Source organism: Shewanella sp. AC34-MNA-CIBAN-0136, assembly GCF_040309945.1.
Lineage (GTDB): Bacteria > Pseudomonadota > Gammaproteobacteria > Enterobacterales > Shewanellaceae > Shewanella.
The window spans coordinates 44,607-67,913 of record NZ_JBEOPJ010000010.1 but is presented as its reverse complement, the minus strand read 5'-3'; the positions used below and the strand labels follow the sequence as shown (position 1 = coordinate 67,913).

Genomic DNA, 23,307 nt, shown 5'->3' with positions numbered 1-23,307 from the left:
TTAACATTTGCATACCTGAAATTGTTTCAATTTGATTAAACACCGCCACCTTTATTATCGAATGAAATACATTCTCTATTGTCTAGCGCAAGCTCATAGTTGTCTTGATTTTTATAGCGATAATAATGTCACGACGGTTATTATCTAATTCCCCACGATACTCATATTTTTGATACTCGCTGACTTATCTGCACCTGAGATTTTGTCTCTTCGATTTAGCTTCATTTATAGAAAATTGTAAAAGCAAAAATATTGAAATAAATCCATAGGTGAGTAGTTTTAGTTTTTTACATGACCCATATGAATTGAGGACATCGAGAAAATTCCGTGAGTTTGGCATGTATGCTGCGCTAGCTTTCATTAGGCCAAGGGCGGCCCGTCGGAACCATGAGGTACTGTTGTATTAGACGACAATGGCAGGAGCTGACTACAGATACGCTTTAAAGCGGGATAGTTCCCCATCGAAAATATGCGCTTTTCAGCATTTTTAGTCTGGGGTGCAGAGGATTTTAAAAGGGATAAAAACGCTTTGCCCCTTTGATCTGGTGTAGCCTCAACGCCACGACTCACGTCAGCCGTTGAGGCCGCAGAGCACTCGGCCACTAATCTATTCACTGAGAATTTCATCGTCAATCTAGGTTTAAGATACCAGCTCAATAGCTTGTTTTGCGGTTGTATATAGTGTTTTTATCATCAAGCCTAAAACCCAGCGAATAAACTTCACACTCATTTCTTTAACCGTTTGTATTCTATTTCCAGCAAAAACTAGCATGTGACCTAATAAACCTCTTAACTCCTCAGCTATTTCATCAGTTGACTTAACAACGATACCATGCAGGCAGCGAGCTAATATGTCATAAAACTGCAAACCATGACTTAAAGAGGCTTGGGCGACAATTAATGCATACTGACCTGTTTTTTTCAAAAGAGTGATTAAAGCATCGGTAATGATTTGCTGCCAGCGTTGAGAGAATGATGCATTATGACGTTGATCATATTTTAGTACCGTATGCTTATGGTTAAGCGTTTTAAGAGCTCTATTCATCGCGCTATAGCTCTTATATGATGCAACGGTATTGACATAACCAGGTGTGGCTTTTTCCATAGAATGCGCACCAATCGAGAAAAAAGATCCACTGTTCATTGCTGTTTGGTACTCACCGACAGTATGACTAAAGGGCCATACCGGAACTGCTGGTACAGGGTCCGCACCATGCGTAACACGATAATGCTCGATATTAGTAGATGCTTGGTGAACAAATCTCTCAGTAACAACCCTTGGCGCACCAAAGGTATATAACTTGGTGTCAATCCCTTTCTCACTTGCCCAAAGCGCTGTTAATTGCGCAATAGCCCCACCCAAACTATGACCCACAACATGTAAACAATGAGGTTTATGCAGTGCTACATAATCATTAAATTCAGACTGCATACTGCTAAAAGCTTTTTCAAATCCTGAGTGTACTTCAAGACTTTTAGGCCCAACTGTTATAGCAATATTGCCATTAGTTAACCAGTCAGCAAATGACGTAAAAACAGTGCCACGAACACTAATAATATGATGCTGTTTAAATTGTGGCGAGATCCCTTGTGCCGTTAATGCAAAGCCAGTACTGCGATTCAATAGTTGGTTAACTAAGCCACCACTAACGCCTTGGATCTGACTATTAGTTATTTTAAAATTTTTAATAAAATCAAGATGAAAGTCACTCTGAAAACTTTTATTTTTCCTAGTATCATATACTCTTGAGGCTATACTAGCTGCTGTGCTAGGTGAAATTGTGTTACTCATAATTCGACTTCCTTGCCGGTAAAACGATCCGTTAGTTTATTAAAATCACCATCTTCAACAATATATTCCTTGTCACCATCATAAACTAATACGGGAGTATAATCCTCACCCCAGCGGCAGATGCTTGAAGCCATATGATCAAGATGTTCGTTATTGGTATTGTTAAATTGAAAACTCACACGCTTATCGGTCAATTCACAATTCATAAAAGATAGCTTTTTAGAAAACTCTGGCACTTCCTCAATACCAATATGGTTAGCAGACCATATTGCTAGCAGCTCATTATCGTAAACTACAGTAATCTGTTGTGACACTCTGTCTTCAGAGAAAAGTCTATTAGGAATAGATGAACGAATGCTTTTTTGAGGAAAATGGAAATAACCCTTACTATCGGTAATAGCCACATCAAGATGATCTTTTTCATCAATATACATTAATGAACGCGTCACCTCTAAATTAGCCACTGGATTACCATTTTTGGTAATAACACCATTAACTTCTGAGCTTAAAAAGACTTCCTTTTTTTTAAACCAACCAAACATATCAACTCCATGACTTAGAATAGGGTAAGCAAGCGCTAAAAAAACCAGTAATATGACACGACGGGGCCACTGTAAACGATTGTTCATTCGCTATCCCTGCTAAATAGTAATTTCGATTTTACTTAAAAATACTCACTGTTTATTTTACCCATTCGATTGCAAATTACTATTATCCAATAGAATGGGTTTTATCAATTAGTGACTCTTTTGGGCTGGGCGAGATTACGAACGTTTTACGAACAGACTCAGTATATTTTTCAAACTACATTTGCTCATAACTTTTTCTCTTTATGAATGATTGGAAGTGATTCTATATTTAAATCATTCATTGTGAGTAAAAAGCGCACACTCATGCTGTTGACCTGCTCTTTTGGATGTATATAAGCGCATTACCGGTATAAATTTCATAATATGCTTAAACAAAAAAGGCCACTTTCTTTGTTCCGAAGAAAGTGGCCGTGCACATTTTTAGCGATTGAAATGATGAGTAAAAACCGCTAAAAACAAGTACTCTTTTAAACGTGACTCTTGAACGTGACGATTACATATGGCTATTAAACGTATTAATACTCATAGCTAAACTGCAAGGTGAACTCTGTGCCAGGGTCTTTGGCGTACACTTGCAGATCTTGCTGTTCGTATTCAGTAGTTTCACCTAAGATATTTTTCGCTTTTACTTTTACCGTAAAACTATCTGTCGGGAAGAAACTATACGTAAAATCAAGGCTATGGAATGGCTTTTCAAATACATCGTCTAAACCTCCACGGCCACCATAAGCAATACGTTCACCAAACACGTTATACACTAATGTGGCACTGTGATAACTGTCTGACGAGTCGTAACTTAACTGTAAGTTAGCCACCCATTGTGAATGTCCGGTCATGCGGCGGGTTTTATTAGTTGGGTCAATTTCGCCGTTAGCAGCGATATCGATTTCTGAGTCGCCAAGGGTTAAGTTACCCGCAACAAAGAAGTCTTCCCAAATGCTGCCATCGCGACCCAAAAATTCAAGCTCTTGTAAGAACTCGGTTTCAAGGCCGTACACATAGCCCGACTGCGCGTTATAAAACTTGAGCTGACGCCCAGCTTCTGAAATACGTTGAATAGGTTCAATCGGTGCGTCTACATCTTTATAGAATGCGCCCATGCTGAAATTATTGCCTGAATCAGAATAGTATTCCCAACGTAAATCTAAGTTAAGAATGTCTGAACTCTTTAACTCTGGGTTACCGAAGAAGTCAAAACCAGTAACCGGGTCTTGGAATCGAACCGGTGATACCTCACGTAGATCTGGTCGTACAATGGTTTTACTCGCGCCAAAACGCCATTGAGTAGTATCGGTTTGTTTCCAGGTTAATGACAACGATGGGAACCAACCGTCTTCTGCTATCACGTAGTCAGATAACTGATAACGACCACCTTCATCTGATATTTCACCATTTGGGTCGATAGGCAAAGTGACGCGACGAAAATCTTCATAACGAATACCAGCATAGACGCGCCAAACATCGTCAAAGTCGATGTCCATGCTCACAAATGCAGCGTCGTTTTTCTCGGCGGCAATATAGTCTTCGGTGTCAGTTGATGCGTCTTTTAGCTCTAGCCCTAAGGTATTGTCGGTAATGTTTTTATCAGAGAAAATCTCATCAAAATCACCCGCTAAAATAGCGCCATTGGCATCAGTTGGGCTTAAATCGACATCAAAACCTAAGCGAGTTGCATAGCTTTCGCGAGTACGCTCAAAGTATTCATAGCCGGTAGTCAGTTTAACCACTGCACCGTCTAGATTAATGGGGTACATAAAGTCCCAACCATAGTTTTGGCTGTCATCTTCTAGGCGACTATAAACATACTTGGGTGCATCTTGAGTATTGAGGTTACGTGATAATAATTGATTGCTCTCATCTAAAATCACGTTGTAGGTATACGACACTTCATTCGGGGCATAACGCTCAGAACGTGCATCGGAGAACTTCCAATTAAATTCAGAGTCATTCAAATATTCAATAAAATGATGACCTTTAATTTGGTTACTGATAAGCGAACGTTCTTCGTAATCAATGGCGTAAACTTGCAGTGCATTTGGTTCGCCCAAGGTATCGATGGTTTCTTCAATCCCCATAGACACGTCATCGGAAGTGTCTTGCAGATAAGTGGTGAAGGTTTCTATTTTATGGTTGTAGCCAATCTCCAAGCCTAAGTTAAGCATGCCAGACACTTGGACTATAGAGTCGGTACCGACGATGTCTTTCTGGTTTTCAACTTGTACTTGGCTGCTATCACCATCAAGCTCAACTTCACGTTTAGTGTAGTTTTCAGCTTGTTTCTTGTAAGACACGGCTGACAATGCACCAAAGATAATGTCGTCGGTAATGTCCCAACGATCACCAATGGCGATATCGCCGCGCATTGCAGGGTCTGTACTTTGGCTGCGCACCGTCATATCGCGGTACATGTCTAGCGCTAATTCGCGGTTAACTTGTTGTGCTGCCGGGTAATTTATAGCGCCATTAGAATTACTCACGATATCAATTGGGCTAATTCCACCATATTGATTAATGGTGTTATTAATGTTGCTTGGCATGCTGCGAGTGCCATCGTCTTGGCCGGTCCAATCATCGCCACCCCCGTTGTAGGTGTAGCTGTCGTTTGAGTCATTGGTGTTATAACGGCCGCCAACGCTTGCTTTAAAGAAGAAATCGGCCGGAATTGATTTAGTGCGAATATCAACATGCCCACCACCAAATGCGGCAGGTGAATTGGCAGAGGCAGACTTTTGCACCGATAACGATTCAATGATCGATGCAGGGAACATATCTAAAGGCACTACGTTACGGGTTGGATCCGGTGACGGCACTGTCGCGCCATTCAGTGAGGTGCTTGAATAACGCTCACCTAAGCCACGAACATAAATGAATTTGCCATCTTTTAAGGTTAAACCTGTCACACGACGAAGCGCTGCGGCGGCATCACCGTCACCGGTTCTTGAAATTTGTTCTGAGCCCATAATATCGGCTACAGCAATTTGTTCACGGCGTTCTTCAGTTGCTTCTGATGCAGAGCTACGTAGACGCCCAGTAACTGAAATCACTTCTATCGGTTCAATTGGAATCACTTCACCAGGATCACGAACAGGCGCTGGTTCTTGCGAGTATACGGGGGTAGCTGTTAATAGTGTCGCCGCAGAAATCACAGAGATAATGGCAAGGCTTAACTTATTAACGGTAAAACTCGGCTTGGTTTTCATACTTAACTATCCTGTATGCGGTTCAGAGATAACCGCCCTTGCGGGCGGCTATTAATAGGTCACAGATTAATGTTATCGAGGTGATTACTGTGGAAAGTAAGCCCAACCTTGACGCCAGTCATTCTGGCCATCGAATGCACCAATAAAGTTGGTTGATTCGAAGAAGCTATCATCTGTGCTTAAGTCTTTACCTTTGCCAAGTAGCGTTGTATCTGTAGCTGCTGGCATACCGTCAGTGATAGTCACTGCAGCTGTTGAGTTACCTTCTTGGCCCATGAACCAGGTTTCAACATTCACAGCGTCTGCTGTTGCGGCATTATCAGAGCTGTACTTAAATGGCTCGTTACAGTCGATAATTGAATGAGACATAGTCAAAGTGCTGTTGTTTACGTTGTCGACTAAACCAGCGTAAGAGCCATCTAACTCTAAACATTCGCCAGACTCAGTTTCAGCAGTAGTGCCTTTACGACCTTGTACTAGCACGTTGTATAACTCACCGGCTGTAGCTACACGTAACAAGATACCTTCACCTTTATCGCCACTTGCGTTAGCAATATCTGTACCCGGTAAAATAGTGAAGTTAGCTAATTTTGGCGCCGACACTGGGGTATCAGTAGCACCTTTATGGCTATCACCTTCGATACCACGGTTAGCATTACCGTCTTCGTGAGTGATATACACAAACTGCGCTTTACCCGTCCAACCGTTAGTCCAATCTAAGCTGTCATCGAAGTTGGCTGTTAAGTACACATATTTCAAGTTAACTGCACCACCCCAAAACTCAACACCGTCGTCGCCGTTAGCGTGAATTTGAATATGGTCTACTTGAGTTCCGCTGCCCACTGCCGCAAATGAGATACCGTTCATTTCTTGAGTATCATTCACTTTAAAGCCAGCATACTTAATCACTACGTAGCTGATTTGACCGCTGTTATCAGCATTGTTGTTACCACCGTACGGGAAGTCACCGACTTCAAACGACGCTGAACAAGCATTATGATCAGGACATGTGTTGGTTAAACCATTACCTAGAATAACCAAACCACCCCATTGACCACGTTCGCCACTTGCACCCGCAATAACATCTTCTTCAGAGGTCATTTCAATTGGGTGAGTTGCACTACCTTGAGCCATAATTTTTGAGCCACGACTCACCGCGATAAAACTGTTAGATGTCGCGAATAGCTTAGTACCCGCTTGAATGGCTAATGTTGCAGGTGTTGTGTTATCACCACCTACTACTACTGCACCGCCATCAATTTTGTACATTACGTTTTGGCCAGCGAGAAGCGTCGTGTTGCTTAAGACATTGCCTTCAAGGGTACAAATTAACGTGATTGATGCATCTTTATATAACCCTGTTGCCGCTGCTGAAGCTGTTGTGCCTACAGGACAAGAAGTTAATACTGGCAATTCAGTTGGCGTTGGCGTCACATCGTCATGAATAGCTGTAGTCCAGCCTTTAGTCCAGTCGTTAGTGCCATCAAATGCACCAATATAGTTGGCATTAACCAAACGCGCATCAAGGTTAGCCAAATCAGCCTTACCAGCCGTTAATGCAACAGATGATGAATTAGGCATGTAATCAGTTAAATCAGAAGCGGCAACTAAGTTACCGTCTTGACCGTTGTACCAAGCTTCTACATCTAGCGCTAAAGCACGGCCTTCTGCAGCATCTGCCTTGGCACTTTTAAACGGTTCAACACAGTCAATTAAGCTGTTTTGCATCGTCAATTCAGCGGTGTTGGCGTTGTTAACGGTATTGTCGTCGTTAACCTCTAAACATTCGCCAGAATCAACGTCACCTTTAACAAGAATGTTATAAGTATTCACGCCAGTGCCTTTACGGAATAAAATACCTTCCGCATCGTCACCACCACTGTTGGTGCCATTAGCAACCTGAATAGTAAAGTTGGCTAACACTGGTTTTGACATAGGTACAGCACTTGCGTCACTGTTACTGTCAGCTTCAATACCACGGTTAGAAGCATTGTCCGCTTGACGAATATAAACGTGCTGCGCGCTACCTTGCCAACCGTTTGTCCAATCTAACGAGTCATCAAAGTTTTCTGTCAGTACGATATTTGTTACTGAAACATTACCGCCCCAGAATTCAAAACCATCATCGTTATTCATGTGAACTTGTACGTGGTCAATTTCAGTACCCGCACCCACACCGGCAAAACTAATACCGTTCATTTCTTGGGTGTCATTGATTTTGAAACCACCAAACTCAACGCGTACATACTTGATTGAACCTGAATTGTCTTCGGTATCATTACCACCGTAGCTGTGGTTACCCACTTCAAAAGACGCTGAACAATTGGTTAAATCTGGGCAGGTGTTTACTGGCGCATTACCCAATAACACTAAACCACCCCACTGACCCGCTTTACCTTCTTGGCCTAAAGCCGTTTCAACAGACGTAAATACGATTGGCGCTGTTGCCGTACCGTCAGCCATGATTTTTGAACCGCGGCTAACCACTAAATAAGAATCACTGCCACCTAAGATTTTGGTGCCAGGTAATATTGATAACTCAACCGCGTTAGCATTATCGCCACCGGCAATCACTGCGCCATCAAGCTGCCATACAACGTCATTACCTAACACTATTTTGTCGCCATCTTGGCCACCCGTGGTAATCGTTGATGCTGCAGTAGAAGGAGCTAACGTACCTTTTAATACCCAAACTTCTTTACCATCAACGGCTGTCATTGTGGTGCTTTTAGTTGCAAAGCCACTGTATGATTTTTCTTGAACTGTCTGAGTGGGTGTAGTTGGAGTTGTTGGCGTAGTCGGTGTAACAGTATCGCTACCCGCATTGATATTAATATCACCACCACAACCAGCGAGCCCTAATGTTGCAGCAAGGGCTGTAGAAAGTGCAGTAAGTTTAAAAATGTTTTTCAGTTCCATTGTCATCTCCGAAGACGGATTTAAGCGTGTGAGTTAGTTGGCTGGATGACAAGCTAACCTGCAAAAATGACAAAAAGACTGCGTAAACATGACAGTCACATTTCATTAACATGACAGAAATGTGCAAATCCAATGGCTATGCACCTTAGGAGGAGATTTGAATGGCATAAATTTTTAACAAAAAAAGCGAAAATATAACGTTTTAGACCTAATCAACTTAATAATAGCTAACATAAACGGTCCACAAACCAAAAATGATGGCACAAAATCCCGCGGGTCTAAATGCTTTGACACAATAGGAGGCAGACCATAAGGCAAACTGTTTGTGATGTTTTTCGGTCATAAAAACAAGAATAATTGCAATAATAAACAATAAATTACCTATCACTTCGAACACTAATGGTGATGAAGTGTTATGCGCATCGAGCAGTAAGACCGCCCCAATAACTAACCGAGATATAATTTCAATGTAATGGAAATAGCGTTGATGGCTAAAACGAACAATTTGGTCTGCAAAATGCGCTGGAGCCAGCATCATGAACAGGCCAAAACTGAATGTGATTACGCCCCACAAGCTAATGAATATGGCCATGTTAACTCCGAGTGATGCTGCTTACGCTAATATTAACACCTCACTAATGAGGTAATTTGTTAACTAAAAATGTCGCATCCACTATCAACAAGATGATTAAGCAAGATGTGTTAACAAAAAAGGTTAATGCGAGTGGCTATTTATTACACTTGTATAGTCTAATAAACACACGATAATGACATTAATCAAATTGATTATAAGAATATAAAAAAATATTAATAAATGCTCATAAAGTAAGTTTAGGCGATTTTAATGCTAAAATAGCCATTTGATACAATCTTCATCACACAAGGAGTGCCCATATGCCATCAGATATTATTATTTTAGGGATCTCCATACTTATTGCTATTGGCATTTTACTCCATCACCCTTCTAAAACATTAGGCTTACCGTCGTTATTAATCTTTATGGGTGTCGGCTTGGCATTTGGCAATGGTGAATTTGGTTTTGTATACGACGACCTGCAACTGACGTCAGTTATCGGCACCTTAGCATTAAACACCATAGTATTTGTCGGTGGCCTAAATACGCCAATGAAACACATTAAGTTTTCTTGGAAAGAAGGTGGCATGTTATCCACTGCTGGGGTGATATTCACTACCATTATTTTTGGCTTTATCCTTAATGCGTTACTCGACTTTAACCTTATTACTTGCATGTTGTTCGCCGCGGTAGTGTCGTCTACTGATGCTGCGGCCGTATTCTCTATTTTAGAGTCGAAAAAACTTAAATTAAAACACGGTACGGGCACCATTTTAGAATTCGAATCAGCTACCAACGACCCTGTAGCCTTGTTAATGGTGGTGATGTTAACCGACTTTATTATCAATAGTGCCAACGGCGCACCCACAGCACTTTCAGTGATATCGAGTCTCGGCCAGCAAATTGGTGTTGGGGCTGTCGTTGGGTTAATAATGGGTAAATTAGCCGTTTGGGCACTTAATAACATTAAACTGCCTGAATTCGGACTTATTCCTGTTTTTATTTTGGCCAGCTTTGCCATTACAGTATCAAGTACTGAAATCTTAGGTGGTAACGAACTTATTGCGGTTTATATTGCTGGGGTGATCATCGGCAACTATTTAAAGAAGGGCGCTGAAGTCAGTAAGCATTTCTTTAATGGTATATCGTGGTTAGCGCAGTCATTAATGTTCATCATTTTAGGCTTACAGATATTCCCGCAGCAATTAATGCCGGTGTTCATGGCATCATTGCTCCCGGCCATATTACTTATTGTCGTGGCGCGCCCATTGGCTGTACAGCTGTGCTACTTGCCATTTAAACAAGCTAATTGGCGCAAACGTTTGTTTGTTTCTATGATCGGATTAAAAGGTGCTACGCCAATTGTCTTTGCGCTTATTCCCGCTGCGGCAGGAGTAGAGGGGTCGCGTGAAATGATCCACATGGTGTTTTTCATTGTACTGATTTCGGTCATTGTTCAAGGCGCCGCAATTGAACCGCTAGCCAATAAACTAGGCCTAAAACTGCAGCCCAAAAATCCTGATCTATAAAAATGATTCAATGCCCCATAACAATGAGGCATTGAATCATTTTCAGTATCTTTGATATAGGTTATTTTACAGTGATTCTCTCAACTGATTTATCAGGTTGATGGATCACATAGTCTAACTGTACTTGTAGGTCTTTAAACCCAGTTGCAGAGGGTTGATACTTCCATTGTTCAAGCGCCGCAACCGCCGATGCATCAAACACTTGTTTCGGCGACGACTTGGTCACTCTCACATTGTTCACACTGCCATTTTGACTGATATCAAATGACATTTGCACATAGCCATTAAGCCCTTCTTTAGCGGCATCAATTGGATAGCTAGGCTCAATTCTTATCACAGGCATTGCCATAGAGTCGGTTTTGTTTTCAACGCTGAGATTATTGCCTGCAAATACCTGCTGATTAAACATAAAGGCACTAACACCAATAGCCAATGTCATTCCAATTAATGCTAAGGTGCTTTTTCCATGTTGCTTTTTCATCTGTAAGATCCTCTCTTTTAAGATGGTTTTATCCCCATAATGGGTGTGTAACATGCTCAACGGCGCATGCTGTGAATAGGCCAATAGTGTTCTGCTATAGGCAATTTTAGCTTGGGCTTTCATATCGGCAGTGACTTGTGCATCACATGACAATTCTTGATCTTGTCTAAATCGGCGGTAACTCAACCACATCAACGGATTGAACCAAAACAATACGGTTAATCCATAAGCCAGGGCATTTGACCATAAATCACCACGTTGATAGTGATACACCTCATGCTGAATAATGGCTTGCTGCTGGCTTTCATCGAGTAACATAAAACTATTAGGGACTAAAATACTGGGGGTAATAAACCCTGCGAGCATAGGTGATTCAATATCTGGATGGACTAATACGTTAAGCTTTACAGAAGGAATATTTAGCTGACGTCCATGCTGGATTAACCGTTGCAGATAGCCATATTCCATCACGATATTAGCGACCAATAACGTGATAACTGCACCGTAGAGGTAAGGCAGGTATAACAGGTCAAGTAAGCCTGCCGACAACGCAGCGGTATCGCTAGCAAACACATAATATTGCTGGATGATTGAGGCAGTATTATTACTGCCAAACCAGTTAACGGTGTGCGGTAATATTATTTGCAGTAAATCGGCAATGATTAATAGTGGCACTGATATCCACATAAAATAGGTATAGTGCGCCCCAAATCTAGACAATATAAACCGGTGCAATACCAGTAAAGCCAAACACACCACGCTCAATGAGATGGTTTGTTCCATAAACCAATTAATCATCACTTTTGTTCCTTTTGCCAATCATCAAGTAAGGTTTGCAGTTCGGCGACATCTTCTGCCGACAGCTTGTTCTTTTGTGCAAAACCTGCAACCAATGGGGTTAACTTGCCAGCAAACATGCGGTCCACAAACGAAAGCGATTCTTTAACGGTATAGTCCTGCTCAGCAATTAAAGGTGAGTAATGGTAAACCCGACCTTGTTTTTCAAAACTGACGGCTTGTTTTTTGACTAAACGATTAAGCAAGGTTTTAACCGTTTTTTCATGCATGTCATGGCTTTGCTCTAATGCATCAACCACTTCACTCGAGGTTAATGGCGACTGCTGCCAAAGCTGCTGCAATACGACTAATTCACTATTGCTGATTTCTTTCATGCGATATCGCTCATTTGTTGTTAGTACTTGTTAGGCTAAAAATGGATTACAGGTGTAATCCATTTATTTAAATTACAACTGTAATCATAAATAAGCAAGGTTTATTTTCGAGCAATTTACGAATAAAAATGAAAAAGCCTAATCAGATAATTAGGCTTAAAATTGAAATGTTATTTAGCTAATTGGCTTTATCTCGATGATAACTTATCTCGATACAACCACTGATAAACCGTCGGCAACACCAGTAAAGTCAAAGCCGTTGAGCTAAACAAGCCGCCAATGATCACCACCGCTAATGGTTGTTGAATTTCACTGCCCACACCAGATGATAACAAGATAGGGATCAGCCCCAATGCAGAGGTGAGTGCCGTCATTAACACCGGACGTAACCGCCCTACCGTGCCTTGATAAACACTGTCGTACAGGCTTTCATCTGCTGATTGTCTGCGCTGGTTAATCGAGTCCACCAGCACCACACCATTCAACACCGCAACACCAAACAAGGTGATAAAGCCGATTGAACTGGGCACCGACAAATAGGTGCCAGTGGCATATAAAGCCACTACGCCGCCGATTAATGCCAATGGCACGTTAGCCATAATCAATGCCACTTGTTTGAGTGACCCAAACGAGAAATACAGCAATAAGCCAATAAGTGCGATAGAAATGGGCACCACCAACATTAGCTTTTGTTGCGCCCGTTGCTGGTTTTCATATTGGCCGCCCACCACAACAGTATAGCCCGCAGGTAACTCCGCTTGCGGCACAATGGCATAAATATCGTTGACCACCGAACCCATGTCAAGCCCCGATACGTTGGCTTGCACCACCACTCGGCGCTGTACATCGTCACGACGAATATTCGGCGGCGCCATTTCAATCACCACATCAGCGAGATCGCCCAAGCGTACAATCGCGCCATTAGCACCACTGAGTAGCAAGTCTTCAATCGCATCTGGCGCATTACGATATTGCGCAGCTAATCGCAGGTTAATGTCATAACGGGCATTACCATCAATCACTTGGCCAGCACTGGCACCACCAATACCTTGAGTGACTAAACTCATGACTTCATCGACGCTAATACCATAGCGAGCAAGGACTTCACGTTTAGGTCGAACCACTAACTGAGCTTCGCCGCTGACTTGTTCTAGCGACACATCAACCGCCCCAGGAATGGCAGCGACTAAATCGGTTAACACCTGACCTTTTTCCGACAAGATGCTCAAATCGGGGCCAAATATCTTAATCGCTAACTGCGCTTTAACACCCGATAACAACTCATCGACTCGGGTCGCTATCGGTTGTGAGAAGGTTAACAATAATCCTGGGAATATCGCTAGCCGTTTCTCCATCAAGCGCTGTAGCTCAAAGCGATTGCTTGCCGATGTCCATTGCTCTATCGGTTTAAGACCAATATATATTTCAATATTACTCACAGGCTCAGGGTCGCCGCCAAGTTCGGGAGCCCCGATTCGACTTAACGCATATTCCACCTCAGGAAACTCCAGCAGCATGGCTTCAATTTTAGGCGCAACGTTAATCGAAGTAGCCAAACTGGCTGTAGGCGCCAGTGTCACCCGTAAGTTGATGGTGCCCTCTTCTAATTCAGGCACAAATTCAGTGCCTAGCTTTGGCAATAACTGCATGCTTGCAGCAAACAAAACAACTGCCGCTAACATCACCGATTTAGGGCTTGATAACACTAGCGTGAGTACTCGTCGATAGACTGCGTCAATGGGGGCCAACACCTTGCTTTGACGCACCACAATACCGCGTTTAAATAGAAACACCGCCAATGCAGGCACCGCAAATAACGCCACCACTAATGCCGCCATCATGGCGAGAATAATGCTCACGGCCATAGGTTGAAATAATTTACCCTCTACACCTTCTAGGGCAAATAACGGCATAAATACTACGATGATAATCGCTGTTGCAAAGAAGATAGGACTGCACACTTCTTTTGCCGCCAACATGATCCTAATCGCCATACTTTGGGTTTGTACATCAGATTCGCTATCAACATCACTATCAACATCACTATCAACATGAGCTTCAGCAGATTGGTTGACGCCAGTTTCGCCGCTAACATGTTTAAAGATGTTTTCGACCATCACCACTGAACCATCAACTAGCATACCAATCGCAACAGCAAGGCCACCTAAAGACATTAAATTGGCTGACATGCCGTAGTAAGACATGATCAGTAATGCGATCCCGATCGACACTGGGATCGATAATAATACCAACAATGTCGCCCGTATATTGACCAGAAATAACGCCAAAATAATCACGATAAATCCAAACGCCATCAATAGCGCTTCAACCACAGTCGTGACCGCTTTATCGACTAAATCCGCTTGGTCGTAAAACACCTCAAATGACACTCCTTTTGGCAAGGATTGCTCAATTAAACTAATACGTGAATTGATGTCATCAATGGTGGCTTTGGTATTGGCGCCCATGCGTTTAAGCACAACGCCTGCAACCACTTCACCTAGCGCTTGTACATCGGACGACGAGCCATTAGCCGCTGCTTGCCTACGCGACATGGTCACTGCACCGACTCTTATTTCGCTACCAAAAGCCACATTAGCAATGTCGGCCACTCGTATTGGCGTGCCATTGATTTCGGTTAACGGAATGTCGGCAATGGCCTGTAAACCTGCGTCGCCAGCGGGCAACAAACCATAACCACGAACCACTAATTGCTCCTGGCCTTGGTCCATAAACCAACCACCAGCATTACGGTTATTACTTTCCAATGCTTGGCTAACTTGGGTCATCGACAAGCCATAACTGCGCAGTTTATTAGGATCAACTTGCACTTGGTATTGCAACACCTCGCCGCCAAACGACAGCACTTCAGTCACACCACTCACAGGCATTAATATCAGCTTCACTAAATAGTCATTTAAGCTCCGCAGCTCAGATGCGCTGATATGGGTTTCGGGCTCGGCCCGTAAAATGTATTGATAAATTTGCCCTAAACCTGAAGTGTTTGGGCCAATTTCAGGAGTGCCAACACCCGCAGGAATCGACTCTTTTGCAGCTTGCAGTTGTTCAAACACTTGCTGACGAGCAAAATAAATATCAGTACCTTCGGCAAACACCACGGTCACTAACGACAAACCTGTACGTGATAATGAACGCACCTCGGTCACCGCCGGTAATGCATACATTGCCGATTCGACAGGATAGCTAATCAGCTTCTCGACCTCTTCTGCCGCCAAACCTTCCGCTTCAGTATTAATGGTCACCTGCACATTGGTGACATCCGGAAACGCATCTAAATTTAGTTTTGGCAGCATGAATACCGATGCCACCACCGTCGCCAGTAATCCAAGTAACACCAATAACCGCTTTTCAACGGCAATCTCAATTAATTTATATAACATTATGATGCCTTAGCGCTTAGTGGTTATGGATATCAAAGCCAGATTTGGCTTGCTCAGATGCTAAGAAAAACGCACCAGATACAACAACGCGAGTTTGTGGTGCCAAACCACGAATAAAACTCAGTCCGCGTTGACGCTCCACCACAGAAACCTCTACTGCACTAAATCCACCGTCTTGCTCTATAAACACCTGCCAGTCACCGTCACCACTGCGTGTTAACGCCGCATCTGGCACAATAAATCCAAGCGGCTCAGCCCCTTGATTTGCTGCTAGGTATAATTCGGCAAACTCGCCAGCATGTAAGTCATGACCAGGGTTTGCCATCCGCACCAACACTTGCTCAGTGCGGGTTTGCGAGTTAATTTCATGCGAACGCCCAATAATAACACCCTCTCGAGTACGGCTTCCCACTCGTACTAAAACATCGGTGCCCATATTGACTTGATCTGCCTGTAATGGCGTCAGTTCAGCCTCTACCCACAAATACGATTCATCGGTTAGTTGCATCAAAGGTGTGCCCGCGGTTAGCACTTGTCCTACTGTGGCAACATCTTGCTGAACACGGCCATTTATAGGAGCCAACAACTGAAATTGACCAATTGAACTTGGCGACGTTGCTAGCTCGGCTATCTGTTGTTTGGACATCATTACCGACTGTAAAATGGCACGTTTAAGCTCTGCATTGACCTCAGTTTGCATCCGCTGACTAGCACTAATCGTTCCTTTGCTCATGCGCTTTATGCGATCCCACTCCGTTGCTGCATTAACGTAATCGGCTTGCGCCGCAGCAATATCCGCACCACCGATAGTCAATAATGGTTGGCCTTTTTGCACCTGTTGTCCTGGCACCACATGGCGCTTAAGCACCTGCATATCTAATTGCGGCGCTATGGTAATGGTTTTGTCTTTATCAACAACCAGCTGAGCGGTGGCTACAGCCTGTAAATTAAACGCGGTCGCACTTAACTGTGCCACTTCCACTCCCGCCAGTTGGCGCTGCTCAGCACTTAAGGTTAACAACGACTCTTGATGAGCCGCCTCTGTTGATTCACTGCTGGCTTGCACAGGCGAACTAGACAGTGCAAATAATGATAGCAATAGCGCTACACTGAACAATAATGCTCGCGAAACGCTGGAGTTCATGCGGTAAGATTTTCGAATGCTTGGCAGAGAGATGGAGCGAGTGCCTGGCAGAATATTTAACTGAGCATGATTCACAAAACGATTCACAAAATGATTCACTGAATGACTCAACATAGCGTTGGCATTCAACGCTGCCAATAAAGGGGGTACTTGGACTGATTTGGTTTTCATGGTTAATCCTAAAAACAATCTAGACCGTCAACAATGAATATCAACGGAAATAGGCTTAGCCACCGTCATTACAAGCGAGATATCACGCCATAATGGAATGCAAAAAAGCATTCATTAGCGCAATGAAAGCGAATATAGAGGTGAAGCTAAACAGTAAAAACGTGCTTTAAAGGGATTAAACGATAGGAGGACGATAAGTAGGGAAAGACTCAGGAGGTAAATAGTTCAGTTTGGTATCGGCAAAAAGGTCATGAAAATGTTCACTAACAACATTATCGTTAAGCTTAGCAAGTGCCACATGACCACCATGACACTGACAATCTAAACACACATCAACTTTCTCAAAATCAGTAATAGTATCAAAATGTTGATGATCATCATTAACCGAATGCAGTGATGAACCATCGAGTGCACAAGCGCAATCGGCACATTCAGCAAGGCTGATCACTTCGGTAGTAAATTGAAGATGTGGATGGTTATTTTGCTCTTCGTTGCTGTTGCCCACATGTAATTGATGCGCACCTAAATTGGCGCCCACAAATTGCAGTAGCACTAAAGCAATCAATAATTTGGCTATGTTAGCCATAAAAGGCAAAACGGTATGACTCAACCACCCACTCCTAAACGATATTATTTAAATACGCAGTGCTTGGCGTAATCGGCTGCTTCATTGGCAGTCCAATCACCACTTTCTTTTTCTTTCATTTGCTTACACCAAGCTTCACTACCCACTTCAGGAGCACATGCCGATAAGCTAAGAGTTAACAATAACGCACTTGATACGGCAAACAACTTTGACAATGACATAAGCTATCCTTTTCTAAAATAATAAAATCAGTACTAGGTCCTGTTGACCTTTGTAGATGAATTTTGCAGTAATTTGTGACAATTAGCTACTGGGAAGAACTTATCATCTGTCGTTGTTCGACATAAATAAGCGATAACCGAGTAAAAAGGTGCCACAAAATTATTTACAGGCCACTCTAGCGCAGAGATCGCTTAGCAATCCAAGTAATGGCTTCTTGTTTACGCTCTAATGGAAACCATGCAACTTCGCCCTGCATAAAGGGTCCCATCAGCCTAACAGAATTACCCACCCAATCTGGGCCGCCTACAAACACTAACGCATCAAACGCGGGTAACTGAACTTCTCCGCTACCGGTTAATGAGCCAAACTCCCAGCCTTCCAACAACACATCGGCTTCAATATAAAGACACACTTGATTCCAGTCTTTACGATAACTCTTAATGGCGGGCTGTAAACGGGTACGGTAATCTTGTGCCGATAAACGGCCACTGACAAATAAGCTAATAACACCTTTAGTGATATCGGGGATTTGACATAACATAACGGCAACTCCGGCCCTCTAACTAGGCCATAGAACAGACTTTATACGGTGATGTTATCGTGTAAAGCGACAATGGCGATCATGATAACAAAACTATTCTGGTTATTTCATTAAATATGTCATAACTCTGAGGCCAGTCAGGCTTTTTAATTCAATCCCCACGCTAAGGTCAATTCACTTATCCCAATCCATGCCACAGCAGACAACCCTGAAAAGTTTCCCAGACTGCGGTAGAATGAAGCCACAGCACATAAACATGCCGCTTAAAAAACAGTAAGCAGCGTTATAGGTTTATGACCGTTAATTAAGGGGAACACTACAACCGAATGATACAAATAACTCAGCGCGTCATATTGCAAGATAACGAAATTGAATGGCAGTTTGTCCGTTCAAGTGGTGCGGGTGGCCAGCATATCAATAAAGTATCAACCGCAGCGCAACTCAGCTTTGATATTGCCTCATCTTCTTTACCCGAGTTCTACCAACAAAAGCTGCTTGAAAAAGCCGATCACCGTATTACCAAAAGTGGCAAAGTAATTATAAAATGCCAATTTCCCAGATACATGCAAAATGAAGTAAAAGTTGTCAATCTATCAACATTGCTCTAGCTTTTCCGCATTCGATACGTAACATACTATCCAATGTCTTCATTCTAGTTTTAATATTGAAAATCTTAAATTAACCCTCTTTCTCAATATTTTTATTCAAAGACTATTACTATAAATGGTATTTATTAGTTTTAAAAAGAGAGGATACAATAATTTAGTATTTATCGATTTTTTGTTAATTCTCAATACTAAGACTTCACTTCTGTAATTTTTTAGCTTCTTGACCTACTAGAAATCTACTTTTTTCCTCATTACCTTAGATGCTCCTCGTTTCGTTTTGCTATCCATTCGGCGTAACTGTGAGCCAAATGTTGGTTTTGATGCTCTTCGAGATTTTTTAATAATCATTGCGGATAAAATTAGTTCTTTTAGACGCTCTAGTGCGGCTTCTTTGTTTTGTAACTGAGTTCTGAACTGTTGTGATTTGATAATGATTACACCATCTGAGGAAATGCGACTATCAGATAGCTTAAGAATTTTTTCTTTATAAATCGCTGGTAAAGATGAACGATTAATATCAAATCTCAGGTGGATAGCTGTTGCTACTTTATTAACATTTTGCCCTCCATTTCCAGCTGATCTTATTGCGTTAAGTTCAACTTCCCAATCGCCTATGATTACGTTACTCGAGATTTCTAGCATGGTACACCTACTGATTCTGAAATATTACAGATCATGCTATCGGTTGTGGTATTACTTAACAATACGATACTCAAATGAATACTGCCACTTTAGCAATCAAACACCAGCATTTTTTCCTAACAAATGCTTCTCAATTTAATTTTGAATACAAATTAGCTTTATGTTCAATCTTTCAGATAATAACCAATAGAAAGAGAGGTCGGCCAATTTTAAGGAGGCTCATAGGAAGATTTTAGCAATTTAGGCGACAACTGTCTTGAAAAACACCGACCTAGCAATCAGAGGAGATGTCACGTAAACGACCGATTTAGTGACAAAGCATAAACGACGATTTTGACGTTAAAAACTGTCACATGACCCGTAATTTATTCAATATCATACAAATCAGATGGTCATTAGCTTTAGTGACGGAATTTTCTGGGGTTCCGGTGTAGAACCCCTGATTTAAGCGGGGAGTTTGATCAGCCGATTTATATCATGGCACCAATAGGCTGATCTGCTATCAGTGACAATTGCATAGTTCAGCCTTGATATACCGTCAGCGGAAGTCGTATCAAACGGAGAATCTTCTGGCAGCAAGACAATACTTGGGTTGATAGGTACAAAATGAAAGGCCGGTACATCTGGAAGTTACCTCAACTCGATAGCCAATAAAACTTTTCGAAGTGTCTTCCACTACTATCTCACGCACTCAGTCTTCGAGAAATACCACTCATCATTGGTATTCTTCGAAGAGAGCAACTCATGATTTTTAGTATTAAGGCCTAGGTAGCTGGCTGCGTTTAACAGGTTAAGTCATGCAGTTTTAGAGCTTATGATCAAAATAGTTTGATTGATCATTCACTTTTGGGCTTGATCATTTAAAGCAAGCTGTCGATCTTTAAATTTAATCATTTTTAGTCGCCATATCTTCTTTCATGAAACCGTTACATATAACGATTTTAGCTTCAGCCAACAATCAACAGCGCAAAAATTAAGAATATTATCCTGCCACTTAACTAAAATTTTTAGCACTTAATATTAGGTAAACAGCCCCAACTAGTCGTGTACTGAGGGGTAGGGGAATCACGGAGCATGGCCCAATTATGCTCAACTCCTTGTGCTGCTAAAAATAAGGTATCACGGCCATAACGTTGATTAATGTTGTCTAAGGAAAGCATCCGTAGAGGATTTGCAGTAGGAGGGTTAAATAAATCGAGCTGGTTGCGCTTATCACTGACTAAATCGATAACTCCAATACCGATTAGATAATAACGCACACCGTCACGTAATAACTGAACTGCGGCACCACTCATTCCTTTAGTGAGATCGACAGTACAACTCGTCGGGCTGGGGAAATGCACTACAACTTTATAGCTGACAGGACGCTCATAATGCTGTGAGTTACTGGCAAAAACCAGCATGGTTTTGAAGTTTGAGACTTGTTTGCGTGCTGTTAGCTGCTGCAATACAGACATGTTTACCCAATGCTTGTAATAGCGATTCATAATCAGTTATGTGCTCTCCAACGCTTCTGGTTGAGAAGATCTGCTTTTTATCTGCCCTTTCTTCATCCAATACTTTACACGCTTGTCCGTTGAGCTCACGAACCGTACGTTCAATCTCAATATTAAACTGCTTTCTTGCCAAAATAGGCGGCATAGAGGCTAATTGAAATGCCGAATGAATATTCATTAGCTCTAGTTTCTTGCTAATACGCCGTCCAGTCCCCCAAACATCACTGACACTTAGTTGTTTTAAGATTGCTATACGCTCCTGCTTCATTACTAATGAAGCAGACACCGTTCAATTTTCTCGTTCAGCAATTGTTTTACCAACTAAGTCTTTAGATAACTGAGCATCGAACAGATGCTTGAGCCGTTTCAACTCAATGTACGGGAGATTTTTAATGTTATATTGAACGGTAGTGACGACGAGGTTATCCATATTCCAAAACCAGAATTTGAAATGGTTCAACAAGAATGCTTTAAAATAATCTGATATTAAACTCATTATCTGCCAGACACTTAACCATATAAATTCAGACACAATTCTTGTACATAAATATTCTTACCTTCAAAATGCTTAGACGTTTGATGTAAAAACCTGAAAGTCAGGTGTCCCACTAGTTTTAAATTGAATAAATACCATCAAAAACATAGGCTTACTTAGGATTTTATTTAACCATTAAGGGCATAACTGATGACTTATATACAAGCTTCTTATGAACAACTAAAAGAGAATCTAGAGTGTTTTTTTACAATTGAAGAACAAGCTTATCTCTTCCCTGTATTGCTCAGTTGGGCAGAGGAGCCTGACAAGGTCATATTTTGGTTTAACAATAAACCAATACCCGCATTCGGTAATATCACAGCCCTATCTGTTTGCGAAGGTGGGCATGCAAAGGCGTTTATCGAGTACATAAAAGGGACTGAATTGGGTGGGAATGCTTAAGTTAGAGCGAATGTAAATTCCAATATTTATTAAGAGTTAATAGTTATTCTATAAGTTGCGAAATAATTCGAGATTAGATCCATGTGAAAACGAAAAACATAGCGTAAGTCATTGATTTATTCTTTTTGAATACATGTTTTTCGTTTTTCATGGATTTAATAATCAATAATTTTCTTTGGTCATTAAGTTGTAGACGTCATTGGTGAAGTCTACATTTAGACTCATTTGACTTCCTATAGAGACAGGAAAGAACTCTAGTGGTCAGTGAAAAACACTCTCAACTTTATAGCTTGGCAAACTCACTTTTGGACAGGACAGAACCGTGCCGGTGATACTCTAATTTAGTTATTGTTAAATTACTTTTTGTATGGCACAACCCCTTAAACAGATAGCCCAACGGGAGGACAAGAAAACCAGACGTTAGGAGCCACTCTTAATTGCATATTCCGCCCACAATGGGCCACTGCTTCGCAACTCGTGGACCAGTATTCAGAATTGCTTGTAGATCCTAATTTGTTATCAAAACCTTATTTTATTGCAGAAGACTATTCCTCTTTGAACCTCAGACAAGTCGGTCTCAAATTCGGTGTTGTTGACTGCTTTCAGTCTCAAATGTGTATGGGTTACAAAAAAGATCAACAAAATCAGTAAATTATAAAGATTTAAGGGTGGTAGGATAGGCCTAACCTATTCATCCTAAATGGAATTTTGGGGTTTTCGATGTGCATGTAAGTCTTGATGGGCGAACCACTATTCCAAGGTGGGAAGCGATAGTGAGAATATCATTTGTCACCTTCGCCTTCAGACAATAATTAATTGAACAGGAATAAACACGTAAATCAAATTACACATATTTACCTGTCTTGCGTATAATTATACATGAGTTAGATAATTGCGTGTAATTAGAGGTAACAATGAGTGATTGGAATTTTTCTAGACCAGAATTAGCAGAGCATTACCTTATGCGGTTAACGGCGTTTTTCAAGACAGTTGTCGCCTAAATTGTTAAGCAGCTTCTTTATGTTGCTCTGGATTTAACGCCACAGCGTTTATTGGCTGCCAGTTTTGCTCTTCTTTTGACCATAGCTCTAGATGTTAATTTCTTTTTGTCTGATACAACGCTTTTCGCTTCGCCAGTATTCCAACATCAAGACCATCATGTCTCGGCCACGCTAACTTGAAAATGGACAAAAGCGAGCTAGATTCCTAACTCTAACTGGTGAGTTTCGGATTAAAATTTCTATGGATTAACGCCGAGCTAAGCGGCAACTTATAAACTGTCCAGCCACGAAGTGGCGGTGC

The 23,307-nt window shown here is 41.8% G+C and carries 15 protein-coding genes and 3 pseudogenes; 3 read left to right on the top strand and 15 right to left on the bottom strand.

Annotated elements, in window-relative coordinates:
* Positions 1 to 640 precede the first annotated feature (640 nt).
* From AAEY94_RS11655 to AAEY94_RS11635, 5 genes are all read right to left on the bottom strand, one after another.
* Positions 641 to 1,792, bottom strand: coding sequence for a lipase family protein (locus AAEY94_RS11655; RefSeq protein WP_101085091.1), 1,152 nt, complete (start codon positions 1,790 to 1,792; stop codon positions 641 to 643).
* Positions 1,789 to 2,421, bottom strand: a complete 633-nt coding sequence (locus tag AAEY94_RS11650; RefSeq protein ID WP_101085090.1) for a DUF6795 domain-containing protein — start codon at positions 2,419 to 2,421, stop codon at positions 1,789 to 1,791. Before AAEY94_RS11650 ends, AAEY94_RS11655 begins: the two co-directional genes overlap by 4 nt.
* Positions 2,422 to 2,897: 476 nt before the next feature.
* A complete protein-coding gene (locus tag AAEY94_RS11645; protein WP_350978892.1) occupies positions 2,898 to 5,582 on the bottom strand; it encodes a TonB-dependent receptor domain-containing protein in 2,685 nt (894 codons plus the stop codon).
* 84 nt (positions 5,583 to 5,666) lie between these two features.
* Positions 5,667 to 8,501, bottom strand: coding sequence for a beta-helix domain-containing protein (locus AAEY94_RS11640; RefSeq protein ID WP_182744977.1), 2,835 nt, complete (start codon positions 8,499 to 8,501; stop codon positions 5,667 to 5,669).
* A 217-nt stretch (positions 8,502 to 8,718) separates the two neighbouring features.
* Positions 8,719 to 9,093: a hypothetical protein gene (locus AAEY94_RS11635; protein WP_182744976.1), complete on the bottom strand. Its 375-nt coding sequence runs from the start codon at positions 9,091 to 9,093 to the stop codon at positions 8,719 to 8,721.
* 302 nt (positions 9,094 to 9,395) lie between these two features.
* Between AAEY94_RS11635 and AAEY94_RS11630 the strand changes: the two genes are divergently transcribed.
* The gene (locus tag AAEY94_RS11630; protein ID WP_101085086.1) at positions 9,396 to 10,604 is read left to right on the top strand and encodes a potassium/proton antiporter; all 1,209 of its coding nucleotides are present in this window, start codon (positions 9,396 to 9,398) and stop codon (positions 10,602 to 10,604) included.
* Positions 10,605 to 10,665: 61 nt separating this feature from the next.
* On the opposite strand, the gene AAEY94_RS11625 is transcribed toward AAEY94_RS11630, so the two are convergent.
* The 7 genes from AAEY94_RS11625 to AAEY94_RS11595 all read right to left on the bottom strand — a co-directional run bounded on the left by AAEY94_RS11625 (position 10,666) and on the right by AAEY94_RS11595 (position 18,322).
* Positions 10,666 to 11,883: a M56 family metallopeptidase gene (locus AAEY94_RS11625; protein WP_162023956.1), complete on the bottom strand. Its 1,218-nt coding sequence runs from the start codon at positions 11,881 to 11,883 to the stop codon at positions 10,666 to 10,668.
* Positions 11,883 to 12,257 carry a BlaI/MecI/CopY family transcriptional regulator gene (locus AAEY94_RS11620; RefSeq protein ID WP_101085084.1) on the bottom strand — a complete coding sequence of 125 codons (375 nt, stop codon included), beginning with the start codon at positions 12,255 to 12,257 and terminating at the stop codon, positions 11,883 to 11,885. The genes AAEY94_RS11625 and AAEY94_RS11620 overlap by 1 nt, the downstream gene beginning before the upstream one ends.
* Positions 12,258 to 12,445: 188 nt before the next feature.
* Complete coding sequence (locus tag AAEY94_RS11615; protein ID WP_350978890.1) at positions 12,446 to 15,658, bottom strand: efflux RND transporter permease subunit; 3,213 nt, start codon at positions 15,656 to 15,658, stop codon at positions 12,446 to 12,448.
* A 16-nt stretch (positions 15,659 to 15,674) separates the two neighbouring features.
* Positions 15,675 to 16,973 (bottom strand): efflux RND transporter periplasmic adaptor subunit, encoded by a 1,299-nt coding sequence (locus AAEY94_RS11610; RefSeq protein ID WP_350978888.1) that lies wholly within the window; start codon positions 16,971 to 16,973, stop codon positions 15,675 to 15,677.
* Positions 16,974 to 17,148: 175 nt separating this feature from the next.
* On the bottom strand, positions 17,149 to 17,559 hold the full coding sequence (locus AAEY94_RS11605; RefSeq protein WP_162024407.1) for a hypothetical protein: 411 nt from the start codon (positions 17,557 to 17,559) through the stop codon (positions 17,149 to 17,151).
* A 44-nt stretch (positions 17,560 to 17,603) separates the two neighbouring features.
* Positions 17,604 to 17,780: a DUF3012 domain-containing protein gene (locus tag AAEY94_RS11600; RefSeq protein ID WP_101085081.1), complete on the bottom strand. Its 177-nt coding sequence runs from the start codon at positions 17,778 to 17,780 to the stop codon at positions 17,604 to 17,606.
* 176 nt (positions 17,781 to 17,956) lie between these two features.
* Complete coding sequence (locus AAEY94_RS11595; protein WP_101085080.1) at positions 17,957 to 18,322, bottom strand: SpoIIAA family protein; 366 nt, start codon at positions 18,320 to 18,322, stop codon at positions 17,957 to 17,959.
* Positions 18,323 to 18,648: 326 nt separating this feature from the next.
* On the opposite strand from AAEY94_RS11595, the pseudogene arfB (AAEY94_RS11590) reads away from it, so the two are divergent.
* Positions 18,649 to 18,882: pseudogene (gene arfB / locus AAEY94_RS11590) on the top strand (alternative ribosome rescue aminoacyl-tRNA hydrolase ArfB); the annotation flags it as partial.
* Between the two features lie 276 nt (positions 18,883 to 19,158).
* Here the strand turns inward: arfB (AAEY94_RS11590) and arfB (AAEY94_RS11585) are convergent.
* Together arfB (AAEY94_RS11585) and AAEY94_RS11580 are read right to left on the bottom strand one after the other, a co-directional pair.
* Positions 19,159 to 19,572, bottom strand: a complete 414-nt coding sequence (gene arfB / locus AAEY94_RS11585) for an alternative ribosome rescue aminoacyl-tRNA hydrolase ArfB (RefSeq protein WP_123884033.1) — start codon at positions 19,570 to 19,572, stop codon at positions 19,159 to 19,161.
* 1,007 nt (positions 19,573 to 20,579) lie between these two features.
* Positions 20,580 to 21,355: pseudogene (locus tag AAEY94_RS11580) on the bottom strand (DUF4113 domain-containing protein); the annotation flags it as partial.
* A 398-nt stretch (positions 21,356 to 21,753) separates the two neighbouring features.
* Between AAEY94_RS11580 and AAEY94_RS11575 the strand changes: the two are divergent.
* Positions 21,754 to 22,005 carry a hypothetical protein gene (locus AAEY94_RS11575; protein WP_102036839.1) on the top strand — a complete coding sequence of 84 codons (252 nt, stop codon included), beginning with the start codon at positions 21,754 to 21,756 and terminating at the stop codon, positions 22,003 to 22,005.
* Positions 22,006 to 23,010: 1,005 nt separating this feature from the next.
* Here AAEY94_RS11575 and AAEY94_RS11570 read toward each other — a convergent pair.
* Positions 23,011 to 23,169 (bottom strand): annotated as a pseudogene (locus AAEY94_RS11570) (IS3 family transposase); the annotation flags it as partial.
* Between the last annotated feature and the right edge of the window lie 138 nt (positions 23,170 to 23,307).

Coding starts and splice junctions, on each gene's coding strand:
- AAEY94_RS11615 (WP_350978890.1), bottom strand. CDS start 15,658: ATGTTATATAAATTAATTGAGATTGCCGTTGAAAAGCGGTTATTGGTG.
- arfB (WP_123884033.1), bottom strand. CDS start 19,572: ATGCTAGAAATCTCGAGTAACGTAATCATAGGCGATTGGGAAGTTGAA.
- AAEY94_RS11610 (WP_350978888.1), bottom strand. CDS start 16,973: ATGAAAACCAAATCAGTCCAAGTACCCCCTTTATTGGCAGCGTTGAAT.
- AAEY94_RS11635 (WP_182744976.1), bottom strand. CDS start 9,093: ATGGCCATATTCATTAGCTTGTGGGGCGTAATCACATTCAGTTTTGGC.
- AAEY94_RS11625 (WP_162023956.1), bottom strand. CDS start 11,883: ATGATTAATTGGTTTATGGAACAAACCATCTCATTGAGCGTGGTGTGT.
- AAEY94_RS11630 (WP_101085086.1), top strand. CDS start 9,396: ATGCCATCAGATATTATTATTTTAGGGATCTCCATACTTATTGCTATT.
- AAEY94_RS11650 (WP_101085090.1), bottom strand. CDS start 2,421: ATGAACAATCGTTTACAGTGGCCCCGTCGTGTCATATTACTGGTTTTT.
- AAEY94_RS11620 (WP_101085084.1), bottom strand. CDS start 12,257: ATGAAAGAAATCAGCAATAGTGAATTAGTCGTATTGCAGCAGCTTTGG.
- AAEY94_RS11655 (WP_101085091.1), bottom strand. CDS start 1,792: ATGAGTAACACAATTTCACCTAGCACAGCAGCTAGTATAGCCTCAAGA.
- AAEY94_RS11595 (WP_101085080.1), bottom strand. CDS start 18,322: ATGTTATGTCAAATCCCCGATATCACTAAAGGTGTTATTAGCTTATTT.
- AAEY94_RS11600 (WP_101085081.1), bottom strand. CDS start 17,780: ATGTCATTGTCAAAGTTGTTTGCCGTATCAAGTGCGTTATTGTTAACT.
- AAEY94_RS11645 (WP_350978892.1), bottom strand. CDS start 5,582: ATGAAAACCAAGCCGAGTTTTACCGTTAATAAGTTAAGCCTTGCCATT.
- AAEY94_RS11605 (WP_162024407.1), bottom strand. CDS start 17,559: ATGGCTAACATAGCCAAATTATTGATTGCTTTAGTGCTACTGCAATTT.
- AAEY94_RS11575 (WP_102036839.1), top strand. CDS start 21,754: ATGACTTATATACAAGCTTCTTATGAACAACTAAAAGAGAATCTAGAG.
- AAEY94_RS11640 (WP_182744977.1), bottom strand. CDS start 8,501: ATGGAACTGAAAAACATTTTTAAACTTACTGCACTTTCTACAGCCCTT.